The organism is Thiobacillus denitrificans DSM 12475 (genome assembly GCF_000376425.1).
GTDB classification, from domain to species: domain Bacteria; phylum Pseudomonadota; class Gammaproteobacteria; order Burkholderiales; family Thiobacillaceae; genus Thiobacillus; species Thiobacillus denitrificans.
This window is the reverse complement of the sequence record NZ_AQWL01000002.1, coordinates 89,731-110,885: the sequence shown is the minus strand read 5'-3', so window position 1 is coordinate 110,885 and position 21,155 is coordinate 89,731. Positions and strand designations below refer to the sequence as shown.

Below are 21,155 nucleotides of genomic sequence, written 5' to 3'. Positions count from 1 at the left end.
TGGTTGGCTCCGCGAAGCGGCAGCGGCGGGCGGGCGGAGATGCGCATGAACATGCGCAAGGAAATGGGCGGCAGCGTGGCACGCGCCCGGCGTTGCCGCAGCCGCCGGCAAGCCGCTATCTATTGCCCTTGGGACTGCGCCGGATCCGTCACGAAGCCAATGCGCACCAGTCCTGCCTTGGCAGCCGCCGACATCACCTGGGCCACCGTTTCGTAGTGCGCAAGACGATCGGCGCGGATGTGCAGTTCGGGTTGCGGCTGTTTTTTCGCTGCCACGGCAAAGCGCGCTGCCAGTTCCTGCCGGGTGACCGGCGCGCCGTTCCAGAACAGGGCGCCGTTCTCGCGGATGCCGAATTCGATATGCTCGGGCCGCGTGATGTTGGGCGTGCTGCTGGCCTTGGGCAGGTCGATCTTGACGGAATGGGTGAGCAGCGGCGTGGTGATGATGAAGATCACCAGCAGTACCAGCATCACGTCCACCAGCGGCACGACGTTGATTTCCGACATCGGGCCCTGATGCCGGCGCGGATCGAGACTTCCCATGGCCATGGCGTCAACCCTCCGCAGCGGCGCGCGCTTCCAGTTTCGCCGCGGGACGCAGCGGACGCCCCTCGCCGGCCGAACTGTTGGCCTTCTCGCCCACCGTGATCACCGTGTACAGATCGTGCGCAAAGGCATCGAGCTTGGCCAGCCAGACCCGGTTGCGGCGATTGAACGCGTTGTAGGCGAGCACGGCGGGAATGGCCACGGCCAGACCGACCGCGGTCATGATCAGTGCCTCGCCCACCGGGCCCGACACCTTGTCCAGCGTGCCCTGGCCCGACAGGCCGATATTGACCAGCGCGTGATAAATCCCCCACACGGTGCCGAACAGGCCGATGTAGGGGGCGGCGGAACCGGCCGAAGCCATCACCGTGAGGCCGCGCTCCACACGCATCGCTTCCTGGTCGATGCCGTTGCGCAGCAGGCGGGTGAGGAATTCGCCCAGTCCGCCGGCCGCGGCCAGCTTCTGCATGCCGTGCTGGTGGTTGTCGTGGGCGGCTTCGAGCGCCTCGTGCGCCAGCTCGGCAAACGCGTTGTCCACCGGCTGCCGGCGCAGCGCAGCGCTCAGGTCCTGCAACGAATCGGCCGCCCAGAACTGCTTGAGAAAAGCCTCGGCGCGGCGTCCCGCCAGATAATTCGCCAGCGCCTTGGTCACGATCAGATACCAGCTCGCCACCGACAGCGAGAGCAGCAGCAGCAGCACGATGCGCCCGAGCGCATCGGTCTGCGCGAGAAAATGGGCGAAGCCCAGGCTGTTTTCCATGATCAGCGTCCTTCCAGAGTGAAATTGAATGGCTGTGTCGCCACCGAGCGGACGGCCTGGCCGTCGCGTTGCGCAGGGTTGCAGCGCCAGCTTTTGACTGCGGCGAGCGCGGCGGCGTCGAGGCGGGCGGCGCCACTGCTGCTCACCACCTGCGCCGTGCTCACGCGTCCCGTTTCGTCCAGTTCCACCCGCAGCACGACCTTGCCGGTTTCGCCCAGTCGGCGCGACATGGGCGGGTAGACCGGTGGCCTGCGTTCGGGGCAGCTTACCGCCAGCTCCGAGGCCAGCGTCACCGGCCCGGCCGGTTTGGGCGGCGGGGCGGGTGGCGCGGGCGGGAGCGGCGCCTGCACGGGTGCGGGCGCGGGCGCGGCTATGACAGGCGGCGGCTCGACCACGGGCTCGGGTGGCGGCAGCGGTTCCACCGCTTCCTGCGGCGTCGCCACCGGCGCTTCCGCCGCCAGGTGGTAATGCGGCGGCTTGACCGGTTTGGGCGGCGGCTCCCGTTTGACCGGCTTGGGTGACGGCGGCGGGATGACGCGTGGCGCGGGCTGCGGAGGCGGCGGATTGATGAAATTCACGAACAGCGTCACCGCCTCGGCCGGCGGCGGAATCACGCGCGCGCTCCACAGCGCATAGAGCACGCCGCCGTGCAGGGCCAGCACCACCAGCAGGCCCGCCGCACGATTCCAGTCCATCCGCAGCATCCGGTTCACGCCCCCCGCTTGCCCATGGCCCGGCTTACCACTTCGCCTGCAGCCCGAGGATAGCCATGCGCGGCAGGCCGGCGGTGTAGGTCGGCGCCGCGCCGGTGCCGTCGGCGGTCTCGGCGTAGCGCTTGTCAAACAGGTTGCTGATGCTGCCGAACACTTCCATGCCCTTGCCGAAGGGGTAGTTGGCGCGCAGGTTGAGCAGGTTATGGCCACCGTACTTGCCGGTATTGGCGGCATCCAGCCAGTAGCTGCCGAGCCTGAACCATTCGAGCTGGACGCGGCCGCCGTTCAGGGTGGCCGGCGCGTAGCTCAGGCGTGTATTGGCGATCACGCGCGGGGCGGTTTCCATTTCCTTGCCGCTGTAGTCGGCGGTCCCGGAAACGGTCCAGGTCTCGTAGGTATGCTTGGCGTACGACAGGCTGGCGTCGAGCTGCCAGTCCTGCGCCAGCGGCAGGCCGAGGCCGAGTTCGATGCCACGGTGCAGGGTCTTGCCGGCGTTGACCACGGTTCTCTGGGTGGTGACCGGATCGACATAGCTGACGATGTCGTCCTTCTTGGTCATGTGATACACGGACGCCTCGTAGCGCAACGCGCCGGATTTGCCGCGCAGGCCGAGTTCCAGGTTGTCGACGATCACCGGGTCGAGGTTCAAGAGCGATTCGGCCGCGGCCTGCGCCTTGACTGCCGTGGACTCGCGGCTGCCGCGGAACACCTGGCCTTCGGACGGGGTACGGAAGGAATTGCTGTAGGCCGCAAAGCCGTTCAGCGTCTCGCTGAAGGCGTAGGTCGCACCCAGCTTCGGCCCCCAGTGGCTGTAGCCGACCTTGGTGCTGGCGACGTGGCCGTACCAGCCGTTGCCCGGGAAGGCGCCCGCCGCACCCTGGGTCGCGCCCGCCACACCGTTGTTGAACTTGTTGTCGTAGTCGTACTGCATGTCATCGTAGCGCAGGCCGGCGTTCAGGCGCAGCCTGTCGGTGAGCGAGGCCTCGCCGTGGACATAGGGCGAAATGCCGCGGTAGGTCACGTCGTAGTCGTAGATCTGCACCGGCGCGGCGGCATTGCGGCTGTAGGTCACGCCGCCATAGGCGTTGGTGAACTTGTCGAGGCGGACCGAATCCTCGTCGCGCGACCCCGGGCTGTAGTCGACGTCCAGGCCGACGATGAGGCGCGCGCGCAGCGGCTCGAAATCGCGGCGGTATTTGCCGAGGAAGCCGAAGGACTTGTTCTTGGTGACGTACTGGCTGGGGTCGTAGGCCACGCTCCAGTTCGGCAGGATCTCCATGCTGTTGTCGCGGAAGTAGGGCGTGATCGACAGCAGCGAATTGGCGGTTTCCTTTTCATAGGCGGTCGACAGGCGGAAGGCGTCGACCTGACGGAAGGAGAAGGGCACATTGTTGGCGCGCGGCGTGGCCGTGAATTCACCCGCGCTCAGCTTGCCGACGTGTTGCTGGTCGACCTTGGAAAACGACAGCACGGTTTTCAGCAGCGCGTCATCGCCGAGCGCGCGGTCCCAGCGCGCGGTACCGGTCTGGCGGTCGTAGCCGGCGTTGTCCTGCCAACCGTCGGTGCGCGTCAGGTTGAGGCTGGCGCGCCAGGCGTCGTCGCCGTGGGCGTTGCCGCCGCCCATCAGGATGCGGCCCCAGCCGTACGACCCGGCTTCGCCGCTCAGTTCGAATTCGGCCTGCTTCGGCGGCGTGCGGGTCAGCACGTTGATCGTGCCGCCGATCGCGTCCGATCCGTACAGCGCGCTGCCCGGGCCTTTCATGATTTCCATTCCGCCCGACTGCGGCACGTTGATCTCATACAGCGCGTTGTGGTTGAAGAAGCCGGTGGAACGCGTCGGGATGCCGTCTTCGAGATAGAGATAGACCGCGCTGGTCGTCAGCGGCTGGCGGATCGCGGTGGAGTGGCCCTCGCCCGACAGATTGCTGACCCACACGCCGGGCACCTGATTGAGGATTTCCTTCGGGTGGGTGGGCCGGGTTTCGCGCAGCGTCTGCTCCCTGACGACGCCGACCGTCGCCGGGGTCTCGCTCAGCAGCTCGCCTTCGCGGGTGCCGGTCACCGTCATCTCCGGCAGCGCCGCCTCGGCCGGGTCCGCCGCCGAGGCAGCGGGCGCGCACAGGATGCCCGCCAGCGCAAGCGGAATGGGGTTCAGCTTCATACTTCCTCCGTTATTTTTGAATCAGTTAGCCAGCTTGTGCTTCCTGAGCCAGGCGCGCAGGCGCTGCTCGCTCAGCACGCCGACAACGGTTTCGCGTTGATGCTGCGCGTCGTAAAGATAGGTGCGCGGCAATTCGCCGTACCACGACGGATCGATGGCATGGCGCAGCCGCTCGGGAATGGGGTCGTCGAACACCCAGCTGTCGACTCCGCCCAGGCCGAGCGGAGCCAGGGTTTTCTGCATGGCTGCGGCATAGTCGGGCGTATCCGTCGCCACCAGCACCAGCGGCAGGCGTTTCTGCGTTTTTGCCAGCTTGCCCAGCAGGGTCAGTTCGGCAATGCAATAGCTGCATTCGTTGACCGACCACAAGTTGAGAATGAAGGGGCGGCCGGCATACTGCGCCTTGATTTTTGCCAGGCTGTCGGTGGTGAACGCAGCCGGCCCGCCGGCGCCGGCGGGCGCGGCGAGGACCAGCGCCGCCAGCATCCCGAACAGCAAGCGGTGGATCATTGCGGCGCCCCCAGTTGAACCGGCAGGACACGCACGCCTTCGCTCGCGCTGTTCCACACCACCAGTGCGCGCGCGCCGTCGGTCAGCGGTAGCGGATAGTCGGCCGCGCCGGCGGACTCTGCCAGGCGCCGCGGCGCGCTCCAGGACGCGCCGCCATCGGTCGAGTGCATGGCCTGCACGACGTAGGCGCGGCCGTCGAACTCGCGCCAGGTGAGCAGCACCGTGCTACCCGCCGCTGCCACCGCCGCATGGCCTGCCTGGGCCGCCGGATTGCCCAGCGCCAGCGGCGGCGACTCGCGCCCGTCCGCGATGCGTTTGTAGAACAGCCCCTGACGCGTCTTGCCCTGGGTAAACCAGACCAGGTGCAGGGCACCGCGGGCGTCGACCGCGAGACCGCCGCCGTGGTGGGGGCAGGCATCGATTCGCCATTCGTCGTCGGTGACGCGGCGCTGTTTGCCGCTATCCAGATTGGCGAGGGCGAAGTCGCGCGTGTTGCTGCCATAGAGATTGCGCCAGAGCGCCACCGGCCCCTCCGCGGTCCAGGTCAGCGCGGTGCGGCAGCATTCGCAGGTATGCTCGGTGAGCCGGCGATTGGCGCTGAAATGGGCGCCGTTGTCGGCGGACTGCGCGAAGTAGACCGACGAGCCGGCGAAGGTGCCGCCTTTTTCACGGACCGCATCGCGGTCGCGTCCGTCCAGCCATAGCACCGCCACCCGGCCCGCGCCATCGATCGCCAGCGAATCGAAGCTGTGGCTGCCGATGCGGCCATCGTCGTTCAGGGTGATCGGTGCGGAAAAGCTGCGGCCGCCATCGGTGGAGCGGGCAAAGCGGATGTTGCCGGTGAATCTTTTCGGCAGCGACTGGCTCCAGCTCAGCAGCACCGTACCGTCCTGCGCAACGGCGATCTTGGGACGGTTTTCCGCGTTGGCGGCGATGTCCTCCGGCGTGGAGGAAACCGCAACCGGGCGGGAGAAATGCTGCCCGCCGTCGCTCGACGAGGAAACCCAGAGCTGCTGGTTCTCCACCCTGGCCAGCCATACACGCCCGTTGCCGTCGAGCGTCGCGCCTACCGCCAGGGTCGGCTTGGCCGCTTGCGGCTTCGCATCGTGTCGATGCTCCGTCGCCGCGACCGGCGGGGTCGCCAGCATTGCCGCCAGCAACAGTGCAAAAGTAAGTTGGCCCATCCGACACCCATCCATCTTTCTTGATCTCGTGGCGCCAGAGGTTACCCCGGGTCTGACGGTGCGGGAATGTGGCATATTGACGCACCGCCGCATGACGTCATTCCCCGCATGAATCGGGGGCGTGTCCGCAGCGGGCAGGAGACGCATCGCGACACCCGCCCCTGACGATCGGCTACATCTCCATCATGTCCGACTCGATCACGCCGCAGGCTACGCGGGCGCCCGAATTGCCGGCAGGGTCGGAAAAATCGTCTTTCCCGGCATGGATCACGATGCTACGGCCATCAACGGATGCTGCGCCTATCATCGCGATGGTGATGCCGTGCGCCATCACGTCCACTACCGCCCGGCCGCTTGCATCGGCCTCGATGTTGCCGAGATCGCCCAGATGGCGATCCTTGCTGTCGGGCGCGCCGTGACGGCCGCCGGCGGGAGCGTAATGGCCGCCGGCGCTCATGCCGTCGGGCGAGCCGCAATTACCGTTCACATGGATGTGAAAACCGTGTTTTCCCGGTGTCAGCCCTTCGACCGTTCCGCTGATGTGCACGACACGGTCCTTCGGCTCCCGGAACTTCAACGACCCGCTGACGGAACTGCCTGACGTCGCCACCAGTACGGCCGTGGACGACATGATGTGATCATGGGCGGCCACGGGCGCAGCCCCGGCACCGAACACCAGGCCGGCGGCCACAAGGACGCGCGGCAGGGCGCCACGACGAATGCGGGGTACGGATAGCATCATTGTCTCCTCGAGAATCCAGCCGAGCGCCATGTTCCGCGATGTTCCGGAATGGAACACCATTGTTCAGAACCCTCCGCTTGCCAGCTCCGTCAGCATCGCTTTCAGATCGCGGTCGAACTGCTCCAGATTGGCCTTGCCTTCCTTGGACAGTTTCGGGTTCTTGGCCAGTATCGACAGCACATGGGCGGGACGATGCACCATTACCGTGGTTTTGCCATCGTTTTCGAAAAGGGCGAGCCGGCATGGCGCGAACATCTCGAAGTCGGGCACGTTACGGGTGATGCTGTATGCCTTGGTCAGGTTGCAGAACTCGATGAGCTGCAGCGGATGCGCCTCGATGCCCCGGCTGGCCAGGCCTTCCTGCACGTTGAGGATATTGATGATGGCGTAATTCCTGGCTTCGAGGGCCGAGACGAGCAGATCCCGCACTGCCGGCAACGTGTCGTCGAGGGTGACTTCATATTTGACCGGGGTCACCAGGACGGCGGGCTCCTTCGCCCACAGGGGCGCCGCTTGCAGCGAAATCAGCAGGGTGGCCAGGGCCAGGCCCCAGCTTGTGAAAAAATACTTGGCGGACATGCTTCCGTCTCCTTGAGTGTTCCAAAACGGGGGGCACAATGCCCCCACCGTCTGGAAAAGCAAGCCCCGTACCAGAAATCGAACGGAGCGGAAACGTTAGCGACTGCGCCCGTGCGGATGGAAATGGAGGTTGTATTCGCGCATCTTGCGCCACAGCGTCGTACGGCCGATTCCCAGCACGCGCGCCGCTTCGCCGATATTGGTGGAACGCAGCAGGGTGGCCTCGATCATCCTGCGCTCCGAGTCGGCGATGCTGCCGCCGCCCTCGGCCAGCTCGGCATGGCCATTTTTCATGGCAAGGGGCGCCGCTTGCTGCAGCAGGTCCTCCGGCAGGGCGTCGACGTCGATGTGGCCGGCGTCGTCGGCAAATACCGCCATCTGCTCGACAAAGCTTTCCAGCTGGCGAATGTTGCCCGGATAGGGGTATCCCAGCACATAGGTTTCGGCCCGGGGCGTCAGCCGGAGGCCGCTGCGGCCGTACTTGCCGGCGTAAATGGCGAGGAAGCGCTGCAGCAGATTGTGCAGGTCCTGGCCGCGTTCGCGCAGGGGCGGCAGGTGCAGGCGTATGCCGTTGAGGCGGAAATACAGGTCGGAGCGGAAATGGCCTTTCTCGATGAGCAGGCTGAGATCCTGGTTGCTTGCCGACATGATGCGGATGTCGACCTTCTTGCCCTTGTTGGAGCCGACCCGGCGGATAATTTTTTCCTGCAGGACGGAAAGCAGCTTGGCCTGCATGGCGGGCGACAGGGTGTCCACTTCGTCCAGAAACAGGGTGCCGCCATCCGCTTCCTCGAAGAGTCCCGCACGCGATTCCGTGGCGCCGGTGAAGCTGCCCTTGACGTGGCCGAACAGCTCGCTCTCCAGCAGGTTTTCCGGCAGGCTGGCGCAGTTGATGCTGACGAAGGGCGCCTGTTGACGGGCGCTGTTCTGGTGAATGAAGCGCGCCACACGGGTTTTGCCGGTTCCGGTTTCGCCGGTGATGAGGACGCTGATGTCGGTCCGCGCAATCCGCTCCGCCTTGATCAGGGTGGCACGCATCTGCGGGGTTTCGGCGACGATATCCTCCGCTTCGCGCGACGGCGCGGCAACGGCCAGCCACGCCGCACTCGCGGGGACGGCCTGGCTGGCATGGATTTTCTCCAGGATGTCCTGCTCGCGGAAAGGCTTGGTCAGGTAATCGAAAGCGCCCAGACGCATGGCGTCGACCGCGGAATCGATGCTGCCGTAGGCGGTGATGAGAATCACCGGCAGGGCCGGGTTTTCACGCTTGATCTCACGCAGTAGATCAACGCCGGACATCCCGTCCATGCGCAAGTCGGTAATCACCAGGTCGTACTTCTGATCGCCCAGGCGGGACAGCGCCCCCTCGCCGCTTTCCGCCTCGTCGGTTTCGAAGCCGGCGCCCTGCAGCATCAGTGAAAGGCTACGGCGCAGGCTTTTCTGATCGTCTACCAGCAGGATGCGCATCAGGCGACCTCGCGTCGATCAAAGGTTTCCTCGATGCGAACCGGCACGCGCAGGAAGAAGGCCGTGCCCTCGCCCACCCGGCTGCGCAGCCGGATACGGCCCTCCCATTCCCGCACCAGGCGCAGCACAATGGCCAGTCCCAGGCCGGCGCCCAGTGAGCGCTGCGAATAGAACGGCTCGAAAATCCGGGCCTGGTCTTCGCGGGCGATACCCTTGCCGGAATCCATCACCACCAGCAGGAAATACCCCGGATAACGCCGCAGCGCGACATCGATGCGGCCCGCTCCGTGGATCGACTGGGACGCGTTGAGCAGGAGATTCCAGAGTACCGTCTCCAGGCCGTCGGCATCGAACAGCAACAGCGAGGAGGTGGGCTGGATAGCCAAGCCCACCTGGATGGAAAGTTCCTCCTGACTGATATGCCGTTCCAGCAGGCCACAGACCTTTTTCACCAGCTGCTCCAGCACGATGGGCTTGCTGACCGACGCGCGCGGCTTGCCGAAAGACAGGAAGTTGCTGGTGAGGTTGGTCAGCCGCTCCACTTCGTCCTGGATGATTTCCAGCGCCGCCCGGCTGCGCGTGTTTTCGCTGCTGTCCGCCCGCAGCACGGCGAGGCAGTTGTTGATGGCGGACAGCGGATTGCGCACTTCGTGCGCCACCGAGGCAGCCAGCTGGCCCATCACCGCCATGCGCTCGCTGCGTATCTTGTCCGCTTCGGCCAGCTTGAGCTGCTGGTTGAATTCGGCCAGCTGCTTGTAGCTGCGCGCGTTGTTGATGGCAATACGCACCTGGCCTGCGAGCAGTTCGCCCTTGTCCAGCGTGACGGCGCTGAAACGCACGTGCGCCTTGCGTGCCAGCATCATCACGCCGATGAGGTTTTCGCCGTCCAGCAGCGGAAACAGGGCCAGCGCTTCCCAGGGACAACCGCTCGGCCGGGTAAACGGAATTTTTTGACTGGCGTCGTTCCACAGGATGCCAAGGGGCTGGTACTGGCCGCTGATGCCCTGCAGCAGGGTGGAACACAGCTTGCCATTGCCGCACCAGATCTCGAGCTCGTCCGATACCGGCTGATCCGGCTGCGCAAACCATTTGGCCGCCAGGTAGAACGCGCCGTCTTCATTGTTCGGCAGCCACACCATCGCACCGTCGCTTTCGAGCAATGCGGCGCTTTCCTTGCACACGGCCTCGAGCACCCGGTCGAGTTCCAGGGTGGAAGTGAGCATGGTGGAAACCCGCAGCAGCGCCAGCCGGAAATCGTTGGCATCGAGCCATTGATGGTAGAGCAGCGCGTTGTGCACGATCGCCCCCACCTCCACGGCCAGCGCCTGCAATCCGCTCAGGTCCTGCTTCTCCACCTCGGGGCTGCTGGCGCGCAGACGCAGGCGGCCGACTTCCTGGCCATTGGCGGTGAGCGACAGGCACAGGGAAAGGCGTCCCGACTCATCGCGGTGGCCGCATTCGAACACGTCTTTCGCCGCATGCAGGGCATGGCAAATGGCCGTATAGCAGGCGGACTCGGCTCGCAGGGCACGCACCGGCCAGCGGCTGCTCAGATGCAGCGCGCGGCGATCGAATTCGTCCACCTCATCCTCGGGTATGCGCAGAATGAGTTCGCAGCTGGTAAATCCCAGCAGCTGATGGATGGCCCTGGACACCACGTCCAGCGTGTGGTCCAGCTCGAGCGAGCGCATCGCTTCCTGAACCATGCGGTTGCGTATTTCGAGTTCCTGGTTGACGTGCCGGATTTCCTGCTTGGAAAGCTTCAGCCGGCGATTGACCTGGGCCAGCGAATAACGCGATGTCTCGATGGTGCGCAGCGCCAGCAGGAAGCCGACGAATACCGACAGCATGATGCCGAGGTAGAACAACAGCTTGACGCCGTGCCACATCCACCAGGCGAGGTTCCACATGCTGGAAAAGCTGAACAGATAGGCGCTTTGTGCAAACACCACCAGCAGGCTGAACACCAGCAACGCCAGAATCTGGTGGTGCTCGCGGAAATAGCGGTAGAACGCGATGGCCGCCAGCGCATAGAACAGCCCGGCCAGATAATGCGTCGCATGGATGACGGTGGAAAACCGGAGATTGCTTGCGTAATCGGGAAACAGGCTCGGGATGAAGTAGCGATAGAGCGCCGCCACCAGCAGGACTACTGCCATTCCGACCATGACGGTCGCCAGATCCGTCCTGGAAAAGCCATGATTGCGCTCGACCACGACACGGACCGCCACGCCGGCGAAAATGAAGACGCCGCCCAGGAAAGTAGAGAGCGTGTGGTACAGGACAAAACCCGCCTGGTGGCTATCGGGGTCGGTCCAGGCATGCAGTATGTCGAACACGCCCATGACCAGAAAACCCAGGCCGAACAGGATCATGCTGGGGTCGCGCCGCTTCAGGCAGGTCGACAGGATCATGCCGGCAATGGTCAATGCCGTCAGGCCGCAGAATGCCTCGATCAGCAGATGGCTCTGCGGCTCGATGAAGATGTGTTGCTGGAAGGTGAGGGGCGCCCGCGAAAAAATCAGCACCGGCGCGACCACCAGCAACAGCAGCCAGACGAAGACCCCGATCTCCGGCAGACTGACCATTGCAAGGCGCGCGCCGGCCGTACGCCTGAGGTCGGCCAGAAATGCGGCGGCGAACGGGGCGGGAGATTTAACGGACATGGTCTTCACCGTCATCAGGCCGATAGGATTTCATTTTACGCTGTGAACCGGGGCTGGGCCATCGCGATCCCCCCTCATCCGTCGCTCAGGTGGCCGCCGCAACAAGCCGGCCTGGCCAGCGGGTGGCCAGCCAGCGGAACAGGGTCGGGATGACCACCAGGTTCAGCAAGGTGGAACTCAGCATGCCGCCCAGCAGGACAATGGCGAGGGGGCGTTCCATCTCCTTGCCGGTGGGGTCGCCGAGGATCAGCGGCGTCACCGCCAGCGCCGCCGTCAACGCGGTCAGCAGGATCGGCACCAGACGATCGCAGGCACCCTTGACGGCAACCTCGGTCAGGCTCAGCTGCGGCTGCGTCTGCATCAGGTGCTGGTAGCGGGAGATGAGCAGCAGGCTGTTGCGGGTCGCCACGCCAAACAGCGCCACCATGCCGATCATGGACGACACGTTCAGGGTTTCGCCGGCCAGGGCCAGGGCAAACACGCCGCCGATCAGGGCGAGCGGCAGGTTGAACATGATCAGCATCACCAGTGACCACTGGCGGAAAGCCTGGAACATGATGAGCGTCATCAGCACCAGGGCCGCGCTGCCGGACAGCAGCAGGTTACGCGTGGCGCGCTGCTGGCCTTCGAAATCGCCGCCGATTTCCAGCGCGTAGCCAGGCGGCAGCTCGACCTTTTCCTTGATGCGGGCCTGGGCTTCGCGCACCACGCCGTCCAGGTCGCGGCCTTCGGTGTTCCATTGCACCACGGCGCGGCGCGCGCCGCTGTCGCGGTTGATCATGTAGGGCTCCTGCACGACCTTGATTCGCGCCAGATCGCGCAGCGGAACGACGACGCCGTCCGGCGAGATCAGGGGCATCGCGCCGAGGGTGCGGATGTCGGCACGGGCCGCTTCGTTGACGCGCAGGAACAGGTCGAAGGTGCGATCCTGCTCCAGCACCTTGGATGCCGTCACGCCGTTGAATGCCTGTTCCACTTGGGCCACGATGGATGCGGGTGTAAAGCCATAGGCGGCAGCGTCGGCCCGGTTGACCTGCACATCCACGCCCGGCACCAGAATCATCGGCTCCATCTGTAGGTCGACGATGCCGGCAACCCCCTGCACCGCCCGATAGATTTCCTGCTGCTTCTGCTGCAGCACCGCGAAATCCTGACCGTACAGCTTCACCGCCACCTGCGAGCGCACCCCGGAGAGAATTTCCGACATGCGATGGGTGATGAATTGCGAGACGTTGGTCGACATGCCGGGAATCTGCGCCAGTTGCTCGCGGATGCGCTGCATGACTTCCGGCACATTAGCCGTTCCCGGCTTCAGCGCGATGTCGAATTCGCTGAAGTTGACCGGCTGGGCATCCTCGTCCAGCCGCGAACGGCCGGCGCGCTGCGCCAGGCTGGCGACCTCGGGCATCTGGCCGATCAGTTCTTCCACCTCGCGGCCCATTCGCAGGTTTTCCTCCAGCGAGGTGCCGGGCATCATGGTGGTGGCAATCACCAGGTTGCCTTCATGGAAAGGCGGGATGAAGGAGCGGCCCAGTCCCGAGAAGGTGACCACGGCTGCCACCAGCAGCACCAGCGTGCTCGCGACGACCGGCAACGGCCATGCCTGCAGGTGCTGCAGCAGACGCTCATAGCGCGCCAGCAGGAATTCCGAGATCGGGCCCAGCCCGTATTCGCGCGCCTGCTGCTCCCGGCCCATCAGGTAGTAACTCAGCACCGGCACCAGCGTGATGGCCACAATCAGCGAACTGGCAATGGCAGCCAGATAGGCGATCGCCATCGGCTGGAAGATGCGGCCTTCGATGCCCTGCAGGAAAAAGATCGGGGTGAACGCCACCAGGATGATGAGGGTGGCGAAGACCACCGAGTTGCGGATCTCCCGCGACCCTTCGTAGACGATCTCCAGGGCCGGCAGCGGCGCCTCGGCCTGCTTGTTCTCGCGCAGGCGGCGCAGGATGTTCTCGACGTCGATGATGGCGTCGTCCACCACCTCGCCGATGGCGAACACCAGCCCGCCCAGGGTGAGCGCATTGATGCCGATATCCAATGCCCACAACACTAGCACCCCGGCCATCAGGGAAGTGGGAATGGCGATCAGGCTGATCGCCGTCGGCCGCCAGCGGAACAGGAACAGCAGCAGCACCAGGGCGACGATGATCGACGAATGCAGCAGGGCATCGCGCAGATTGTCGATCGAGGCGTCGATGAAGCTGGCCTGGCGGAACACATTGGGGATCAGCTGCACATCCTTGGGCAGGTTCTCCGCCATGCTGGCCAGTACCTTTTCCACGTTGTGGGTAGTCTCCATGGTGTCCGCGCCCCACAGCTTGGATACCGTGCCGATCACCGCCGGGCCGCCGTAGATCTGGCCATCGCCCCGCTTCACTTCGCTGCCGAAGCGCACTTCGCCGATGTCCCCGATATGGATGGGTTGTCCGTCACGCATCACGACCAGCGTGTCGGCCACATCGCGCAGGCTCTCCACCTTGCCGTTGGCGCGGATGAAATATTCCTCTTCCGAACTGGGATAGACGAATCCTCCTGGCGCCACCAGGTTGGCGCTGCGCAGCGCCTGCGTCACCATGGCGGTGGAAATCCCGTATTTGCGCATGCGCAGGGGATCCAGCAGCACCTGGTATTGCTTCACGCCGCCGCCCACCGCGACCACCGACGCCACCCCGGGTTGCGCCAGCAGCCGGTTGCGGATGTCCCAGTCGACCAGGGTCCGCAGCTCGTGTTCGCGATCGCTGCCGGACCAGTCCACCAGTCCGAACTTGAGCAGCCAGCTCACGGCCGAGGTCACCGGCATCATCTGCGGCGTCTGGGCACCGGAAGGCAGCTGGCCCTGCACGGTTTGCATGCGCTCCTGAATGATCTGGCGCGCCCGGTAGATATCGATGCCCCACTTGAACACGACGGTGATGCGCGACAGCCCGACCGACGAGTTGGAGCGGATCTGATCGATATAGGGGGCGCCCTGCAGCACGATCTCGATCGGCCGGGTGACCAGCGTCTCCACGTCCTTGGCGGAGTAGCCGGGCACCTCGGTCTGGATCTGCACTTGCGGCGGCGCGTATTCGGGGAACACGTCCACCGCCATGTTCAGCGCCGCGACAATGGATGCGCCAGCCAGAATCAGATACAACAGAACCACCGTCAGGCGGTTCCTGAGAGACCATCGGATAGCCCAGTCAAACATGTGTCAGCCCGTCGTTAAGTCAGTGATGATGATCGTCATTGCCATGGTCGCCGGCGCTCGCGCCTGCCCCTGCCGAAATGCGATGGAGGCCTTCCAGCATCATTTTCCCGGCCACCACGACCTTTTCACCCGCCTCCACTCCCTGCACCTGAAGCAGTTCGGCGGTTTCGTCCAGCACCACCACAGGCTTGCGCAGATAACGGCCGGGCTCCGCCTGCACATATACGGCCGGGCTGATGCCCTGGCCCAGCACGGCCTGGCGAGGCACCCAGGTGCCCGGACGGCTGCCCAGTTGCAGACTGATGTCCACGGTCTGGCCCACTGCCATGCCCGCCGGCGTCCGCCCGAGATCCACCAGGAAACGGGCACGCTGGGTAACCGGGTCCACCACCGGCAGCACCTGGGCAATCGGACGCTCCAGATGGCGGCCATCGGGCAGGCCGATGCGCACCGGCAAGCCGGGCCGCAACAGCGCCCGCTGGTCCGGATAGATATAACCCTCCACCCAGAGCGACGCGTTGGCAGCCACCATCCGCGCCACCGCCCGGCCCACCACCACGAACTGCTTCATGGTTTTGTCCCCGGCGTTTACCAGGGAGCCGGGCTGCACAAACAGTTCGGTAATGAAGCCGTCGGCAGGCGCCTCGAGCATGATGTGCTCGACGACCTTGCCGTTGTCGATAAGATCGGCAACCTGCTTGTCGCTCATGCCCCACCAGCGCAGGTTTTCCTTGGCATCCTTGAGGTAGTTCGGCAGCCGCCCCTCTTCACGCAGCACCTGCAGCTTGGCTTCGTTCTTGAGGAACTCGAGGTAGCCCTTCTGGGTGGTGATGAACTCCGGGTTGAAGACGGAGGCGATGGGCTGGCCCTTGCGTACGCTGTCTCCCACTCGCACAAACACTTCCGCCACCTGGCCGCTGACGGCGATGTTGACATCGAACATGGCCCGGCTGTTGGGGACGACCAGGCCATAGGTCTTGATCGCCGACACCTGCGCGCCGGTCTGGACCGAGGCCAGGCCAAACAGGCTCTGCTCCCGCCCCTTCACGTTGGGCGGCAACATCACTTCGCTGACGCTTGCCGCCGCCGGCGCAGCCGTTGCCGCCGGTGCGGCCTGGCCAAACATGCGCGGATCGCTATGCCCCTGCGACAGGGGCGCCAGCGCGACGCCGATGCCACCGCAGGCCAGCAGGCAAATGCCCTGCCGCCATGTCTTCCGCCACGCGGATGGCCCAACATTCCGTCCGCCCCGTTCAATGCGCATGATCAGGCTCCCCCAGACTCACACTCGCCTGCAGGCCAACCAGCAGATCCATTCCTGCCGGCGGATTGCCGGCCAGCTTGAGCCGCACCCGCTGGCGCTGGTTGACCGGATTGGCAAAGGCGTAGACCTGCTGCACCACCGCCGGCATCGCCACCTGGCCACGACGGTTATCGGTCACGTAGACCGTGGCGCGCTGTCCAGACTTGAGCTTGCCAGCCTCGCGGACCGGCAGACTGGCCTCCACCTGGATGGCCGACGGGCGCGCGAGCGTGAGGATCGTGGTACCGGTGGCGGTGTACTGGCCAACCTGCCCGCCGGTATTGAGAATCTGGTTGTTGACCACGTTCAGGCTGTAGATGAAACCGGCTACCGGTGATTTGATGCGTATGCTTTTGAGCGGTTCGCGCTGCTTCTCCAGCAGCTTGATATCGTCCTCCGACATGCCACGCCACTCCAAGCCCATGCGCGCGTCGATGAGTTTCTCGTTGCCCGTCATGGAGAATTCCCGCACCGCCTCCATGTTGGAGAACAGGCCCAGATACGTGCTCTGGATGGTCTCCAGCTCGGCGCTTTCCATTTCGCCCAGCACCTCATTGCGGGCGACCCGCTTGCCCACGTAGAGGTTGTTCAGCCGGGTGATGCGCGCATTGATCTTGACCACCACATTGGTCAGCTGGCGCGTATCGAAGGTCAGCGTAGCAGGGTAGCGGACCGCGGCCTCCACGGGATGATCGTGCTGGTCGCCAGCGGCAGCAGGTGCGCCGAACATGGACGCATCGGAATGGGCGTGCACTGACCCTTGCAGACCGAAAAACAAGGGCAGCGCCAGAGCGAGCTTGCGCAGCATTTTCTTCAATCAGGAAAATTCTATTCCGCTATGCAAAGCAAATCTTGCGCCAGAAACCGAATTCACCTGCCAGTACCGCACTCCCCGGCCGGCAATCCGCGCCCCTGCGCCATTCGGCCCGTTTCACGGCGGCAATACGGCGCCCCGCCGCGCAGCGCGGCATCCGGTTTTTTACCGGCTTGCGAGACAAAGGATGTTTCACGCGTTCCGTAATGAAACGTCGCGGGCGTCTCCAGGGTAGCGCCCGAGGGCGCGCACTCAGCTCGCCGCCGCCTGCTCCGCCTGGGCAAACCCCCGTGCATGCTGGCTCAGCAAGGTAGTGGCCTCGTGGCCCGAAAGCGGGCCACTGTAGAAAAATCCCTGCATTTCATGGCATTGCATCTGCTGCAGCCGGGCGAGCTGGGATCCGGTTTCCACCCCTTCGGCGACGACGTTGAGGTTCATGCCGCGCCCCATTGCAATCATCGCATTGACGATGGACATGTTTTCCTCACGGTCGAGCTCCTGCACGAAGGATTGATCGATCTTGAGGGTGTGGATGGGGAAGCGCGACAGGTATTTGAACGAACTGTAGCCGGTGCCGAAGTCGTCGATGGCGAGCCGGAGACCGGAGGCGGAGAGCCGGCCGAGCTTGATGGCATTGGCTTCGAAGTCGCGCATCAGCAGGCTCTCGGTGATTTCCAGTTCCATCTGTTGGCCGTCCAGCGAGTACACCTGCACGGCGCGCATCACGCTGTCGACGAAATCGGGGCTTTCGAGCTGGCGCGCGGAAATGTTGACCGACAGGCGTACCGGCGGCAGCCCGGCACGGCGCCAGTCGGCCATCTGCGCGCCGGCCTGGCGCAATACCCAGTCGCCGATCGGGACGATGACGCCGGATTCCTCGGCCACCGGAATGAAGTCGGCCGGGGTCAGCAGACCGCGTTGCGGATGCCACCAGCGCAATAGGGCTTCGAAGCCGCGCACTTCACCGGTGAAGGTGTCGACCTGTGGCTGATAGAACAGCACGAATTCGTTGCGCGCCAGCGCGCGGCGCAGGTCGGCTTCGATCTGCATGCGTTCGGAATAGGGCGCCTGCATGCCGGATTCCCAGAACAGCAGGCGGCTGCGTCCCTGCGACTTGGCCTGGTACATGGCGATCTCGGCCTGACGGATGAGATTGTCGATCATGTCGCCGTCTTCCGGCGCGACGCAGGCGCCGATACTGACCGAGATGTAGATTTCGTGGCCCTTGACGTATACCGGCTTGGACAGCACCTGGATGATCTTGCGGCAGATGTGCTCGACGTCGCCGCGCGACACCAGTGTCGGCAGCAGCACGGCGAATTCATCGCCGCCCAGGCGCGCCAGGGTATCGCCTTCGCGCAGGCACTGGCGCAGGCGCGCACCGACGGCGAGCAGCAGTTCGTCGCCGATGGTGTGGCCGAGCGAATCGTTGATCACCTTGAAGTGGTCGAGGTCGAGGCTCAACACCGCCAGCGGTTGCTGGGTGCGCTTGGCCTGCGCCAGCATGAGGCCGAGGTGGTCGCGAAACAGCGCACGGTTGGGCAGCCCGGTGAGCAGGTCATGGTAGGCCTGATAGTGCACGGTCTCCTCGGCCTGCTTGCGCTCGGTGACGTCCTTGGCGACGCCGTAGCTGCCGATGAAGCGTTGCTCGAACGGCCCGGCTTCCTCGTCATACATGCCGGTGGCGGTGAGTTCGACCGCCTTGCAGCGGCCGTTCATCAGGCGCGGACGGCGGACGCCGGGATTGCACTTGAGGCGGATCTCGATGTTGCGCGCGCTGCGGTCGCCGGCGCGGCGTTCGTTGAACACGTGCTCGGCGCGGGCGATGTCGTCCTCGTGGATCACCAAGCTGTAATGCTGGCCGACCAGGTCTTCGCGGCGGTAGCCGAGCAGGCTCTCGACGCGGTCGTTGACGAAGGTGAAACGGCCGTCGCAATCAAGGGTGTAGATGAAATCCGGCGAACTGTTGACCAGAAAGCGGTGCCACTTTTCCGACTGCTGCAGGCGCTGCAGGATATGGTTGTTTTCCTTTTCCAGCCGCCGTTGCGTCAGCGTGTTGTCGATGCGGCGCAGCAGCTCTTCCGGCTCGTAGGGCTTGCGCACGAAGTCGGCGGCGCCGCCGCGCAGCGCACGGATCGCGGCGTCGATGGTGCTGTCGCCGGACACTACGATCACCGGCGTATCGACGCCGCGGTCGGCGACGAAGCGCAACACCTCGTTGCCGTTGAGATCCGGCATGCCGAGATCGAGCAGGATCACGTCGAACTGCTGTTTGCCGATGGCGATCAGGGCCTCGCAGCCGCCATTGGCAGCCACCACCTCGTAATCGCGGGTGATCAGCAGGCGGGTGAGGCCTTCCAGAATCAAGGGTTCGTCGTCTGCCACCAGGATACGCGGGCGCACCGGAAAGCTGCTGACCGAAGCGTGTTGCGGGGATGCATCGATAAGATCGTCTGACACGGGGTTCTCCTCGGAGCCGGGTTACATCGACCCATAGCGTGTTGTTGTGAGCGGGGCCTGGCCGTTTTGCACGGTAGGCAGATGAATCAGAAACTGGGTGCCCTGCGGCGTGCTGCTGCAGCTGAGGCGGCCGTTCATGCGTTCGACCAGGCCGCGGCTGATGGTCAGACCCAGCCCGGCGTGGTCGCCCCCCTTCTGGCTGGCCAACGGTTCGAACAAATGGGACGCCACCGCAGCCGGCAAACCGGGCCCGGTGTCGGCCACCTCGATTTCGATCTGGCGCTGGCCGTCCATATCGACCAGCCGCGTGATGAATTTGAGATGGCCGCCCGCCTGCATCGCCTCGACCGCATTCTTGGCGAGATTGAACAGCACCTGCTTCAACAGATCTTTTTGCAGCGGCAGCGGCGGCACGTCGGGATTGAGGTCGATCTGCACGCTGACCTTGTTGGGCGTGAACAGGGTGCCGAGCGCCATCCGCACCAGTTCGGACACCACGCTGTTGACCGACACCAGTTCGAGCGTCGCCGCAGGTACGACGGCCTCTTCGGCCACGGCGATGCCGCGCACGATGCGCGCCACCCGCTCGATTTCGTCGCCGATGATGCCGAGGTCGCGCTGCACCGCCGAATCCGCGCCCAGGCGGTCGGACAGCAGATTGACGTAATTGCGCATGATGGTGAGCGGGTTGGCTACTTCGTGAATGGCGCGCCGCACCCGGTCACGCGGGATGTCGTCGCTCGGCGCAGCCTGCATTGCGGTCGCGGGCGCGGGCTGCGGCAGCGCGGGCGGCATCGAGACCTCGGCGCACTCAGCCAGGGTGAACCGCCACAGCGGCGCGGCGTTGAGGCCGGGCAGCGCATCGCCCGCAACCAGCACCGCCATGCGCCCATCGTCAAGCAACAACGGCTGGCAGAGAAGATGCGTTGCGCCGAGCAGGCGGGCGATCTGTTCATCGACCAGGGCAGCGTCCGCCTCGCCGCAATCGAACTGCTGGGGCGCATTGCGTGCCAGCGCGCGCGCCAGCGCCGAGTGGCCGTCGTCGGGAGGAATCGCCAATGCGCCCAACCCGGCGGCGGCCGGAATCAGCGTGTTCAGGCGCAGGTAGCCGTCGGCGGCAGGCGCAAACAGGCAAGTGCGCTCGATGCCGAACAATGCACGCAAGGCGTCCTGCAGCAGGACAAACATCTGACCGCTGCCCGCCGCATGCCGGAAATAGCCGTGCAGTGCCGACTGCGCCGCCTGCCCGGCATAGAGACAGGCAAGGCGATCGAATCCCGTGGCATTCGTCTGGACCACCGCATCGGCCAGCCCGAAACGCAGTGCCAGCTGGCGCACCTGCATTTGACTGTCGGCCAGCAGCTGGGCGGCTTCGCCTGCACCCATCTGCAGGGCGGCGAGCGCGGCGCGCACGTCCACGCTGTCCACAGCGTCGGCACGGGTCGTCAGCTGGAAGGCCAGCTGGACGAGGCGCACCAGAGGATGCGCCGCACGCCCGCGCGCCAGCGGCTCGGCGTGATAGCGCACCGCATCGGCCAGCCAGCCGTCGGGATCGAGCCCAGCCAGCCAGTTGGCGGCCTGCGCCGGGGCAATGGGGGCGGCGTCGAGATAATCCGCCAGGTTGTGGGCAAGGCCCGCGGTCCAGGCGGCTTCGCCGTCCGCCCCGCTGGAACGCACCGCCAGCGCCTGCGCCAGATGCGCCACGCCGATCGACTGCCGCCAGTGCGCAACGTAAGCCGTCTGCGCCGCGCCCACCGCGACCGGCGCCGCCAGCAGCAGCGCACGCAACAGATCCAGGCGATCGAAACCGAAATTGGGGGGCAACAGACGCAGACGTAACGCCAGCACGGGATCGCAGCGCACGCAGGCAGCAAACTCCGCCCGGGCGGCCTCGCCCCGCATCAGATGCTCCAGCGCCTCCGCCACCACACCGGGGGCACAGAGAGCGCTCGTTAGCTCCGATATCTTTAGTAAATTATTCGAAAGTTCTCGCATCTCGTTGCTATATATAATGAATTCTGCTACATCGTCAATCTGGGGCTTAAAATAGTTGGG

Annotated in this window: 15 protein-coding genes; all 15 read right to left on the bottom strand. The window is 65.0% G+C overall.

The window, feature by feature from the left end:
• Positions 1–119: 119 nt before the first annotated feature.
• The 15 genes from B059_RS0102850 to B059_RS0102780 all read right to left on the bottom strand — a co-directional run bounded on the left by B059_RS0102850 (position 120) and on the right by B059_RS0102780 (position 21,002).
• Positions 120–548: an ExbD/TolR family protein gene (locus B059_RS0102850; protein ID WP_018076733.1), complete on the bottom strand. Its 429-nt coding sequence runs from the start codon at positions 546–548 to the stop codon at positions 120–122.
• A gap of 4 nt (positions 549–552) precedes the next feature.
• Entirely contained in the window at positions 553–1,305 is a 753-nt protein-coding gene (locus B059_RS0102845) for a MotA/TolQ/ExbB proton channel family protein (RefSeq protein WP_018076732.1), read from the bottom strand.
• Positions 1,306–1,307: 2 nt separating this feature from the next.
• On the bottom strand, positions 1,308–2,000 hold the full coding sequence (locus tag B059_RS0102840; protein WP_018076731.1) for a TonB family protein: 693 nt from the start codon (positions 1,998–2,000) through the stop codon (positions 1,308–1,310).
• Between the two features lie 43 nt (positions 2,001–2,043).
• Positions 2,044–4,179, bottom strand: coding sequence for a TonB-dependent receptor (locus B059_RS0102835; protein ID WP_018076730.1), 2,136 nt, complete (start codon positions 4,177–4,179; stop codon positions 2,044–2,046).
• A gap of 21 nt (positions 4,180–4,200) precedes the next feature.
• Positions 4,201–4,689, bottom strand: a complete 489-nt coding sequence (locus tag B059_RS0102830; protein ID WP_018076729.1) for a TlpA family protein disulfide reductase — start codon at positions 4,687–4,689, stop codon at positions 4,201–4,203.
• Positions 4,686–5,873 carry a sialidase family protein gene (locus B059_RS0102825; RefSeq protein WP_018076728.1) on the bottom strand — a complete coding sequence of 396 codons (1,188 nt, stop codon included), beginning with the start codon at positions 5,871–5,873 and terminating at the stop codon, positions 4,686–4,688. The genes B059_RS0102830 and B059_RS0102825 overlap by 4 nt, the downstream gene beginning before the upstream one ends.
• 172 nt (positions 5,874–6,045) lie before the next feature.
• Positions 6,046–6,645, bottom strand: a complete 600-nt coding sequence (locus B059_RS0102820; protein ID WP_245538719.1) for a superoxide dismutase family protein — start codon at positions 6,643–6,645, stop codon at positions 6,046–6,048.
• A gap of 33 nt (positions 6,646–6,678) precedes the next feature.
• Positions 6,679–7,194 (bottom strand): DUF302 domain-containing protein, encoded by a 516-nt coding sequence (locus tag B059_RS0102815; protein WP_018076726.1) that lies wholly within the window; start codon positions 7,192–7,194, stop codon positions 6,679–6,681.
• Positions 7,195–7,290: 96 nt separating this feature from the next.
• Complete coding sequence (locus B059_RS0102810) at positions 7,291–8,661, bottom strand: sigma-54-dependent transcriptional regulator (protein WP_018076725.1); 1,371 nt, start codon at positions 8,659–8,661, stop codon at positions 7,291–7,293.
• On the bottom strand, positions 8,661–11,327 hold the full coding sequence (locus B059_RS0102805; RefSeq protein WP_245538718.1) for an ATP-binding protein: 2,667 nt from the start codon (positions 11,325–11,327) through the stop codon (positions 8,661–8,663). Before B059_RS0102805 ends, B059_RS0102810 begins: the two co-directional genes overlap by 1 nt.
• A gap of 85 nt (positions 11,328–11,412) precedes the next feature.
• A complete protein-coding gene (locus B059_RS0102800; protein ID WP_026177265.1) occupies positions 11,413–14,523 on the bottom strand; it encodes an efflux RND transporter permease subunit in 3,111 nt (1,036 codons plus the stop codon).
• 19 nt (positions 14,524–14,542) lie between these two features.
• Complete coding sequence (locus tag B059_RS0102795) at positions 14,543–15,787, bottom strand: efflux RND transporter periplasmic adaptor subunit (RefSeq protein WP_018076722.1); 1,245 nt, start codon at positions 15,785–15,787, stop codon at positions 14,543–14,545.
• A complete protein-coding gene (locus tag B059_RS0102790) occupies positions 15,777–16,634 on the bottom strand; it encodes an efflux RND transporter periplasmic adaptor subunit (RefSeq protein WP_018076721.1) in 858 nt (285 codons plus the stop codon). The genes B059_RS0102795 and B059_RS0102790 overlap by 11 nt, the downstream gene beginning before the upstream one ends.
• A gap of 258 nt (positions 16,635–16,892) precedes the next feature.
• A complete protein-coding gene (locus B059_RS18525) occupies positions 16,893–19,100 on the bottom strand; it encodes a two-component system response regulator (protein ID WP_018076720.1) in 2,208 nt (735 codons plus the stop codon).
• A 21-nt stretch (positions 19,101–19,121) separates the two neighbouring features.
• Positions 19,122–21,002, bottom strand: coding sequence for a sensor histidine kinase (locus tag B059_RS0102780; RefSeq protein ID WP_245538717.1), 1,881 nt, complete (start codon positions 21,000–21,002; stop codon positions 19,122–19,124).
• Positions 21,003–21,155 lie beyond the last annotated feature (153 nt).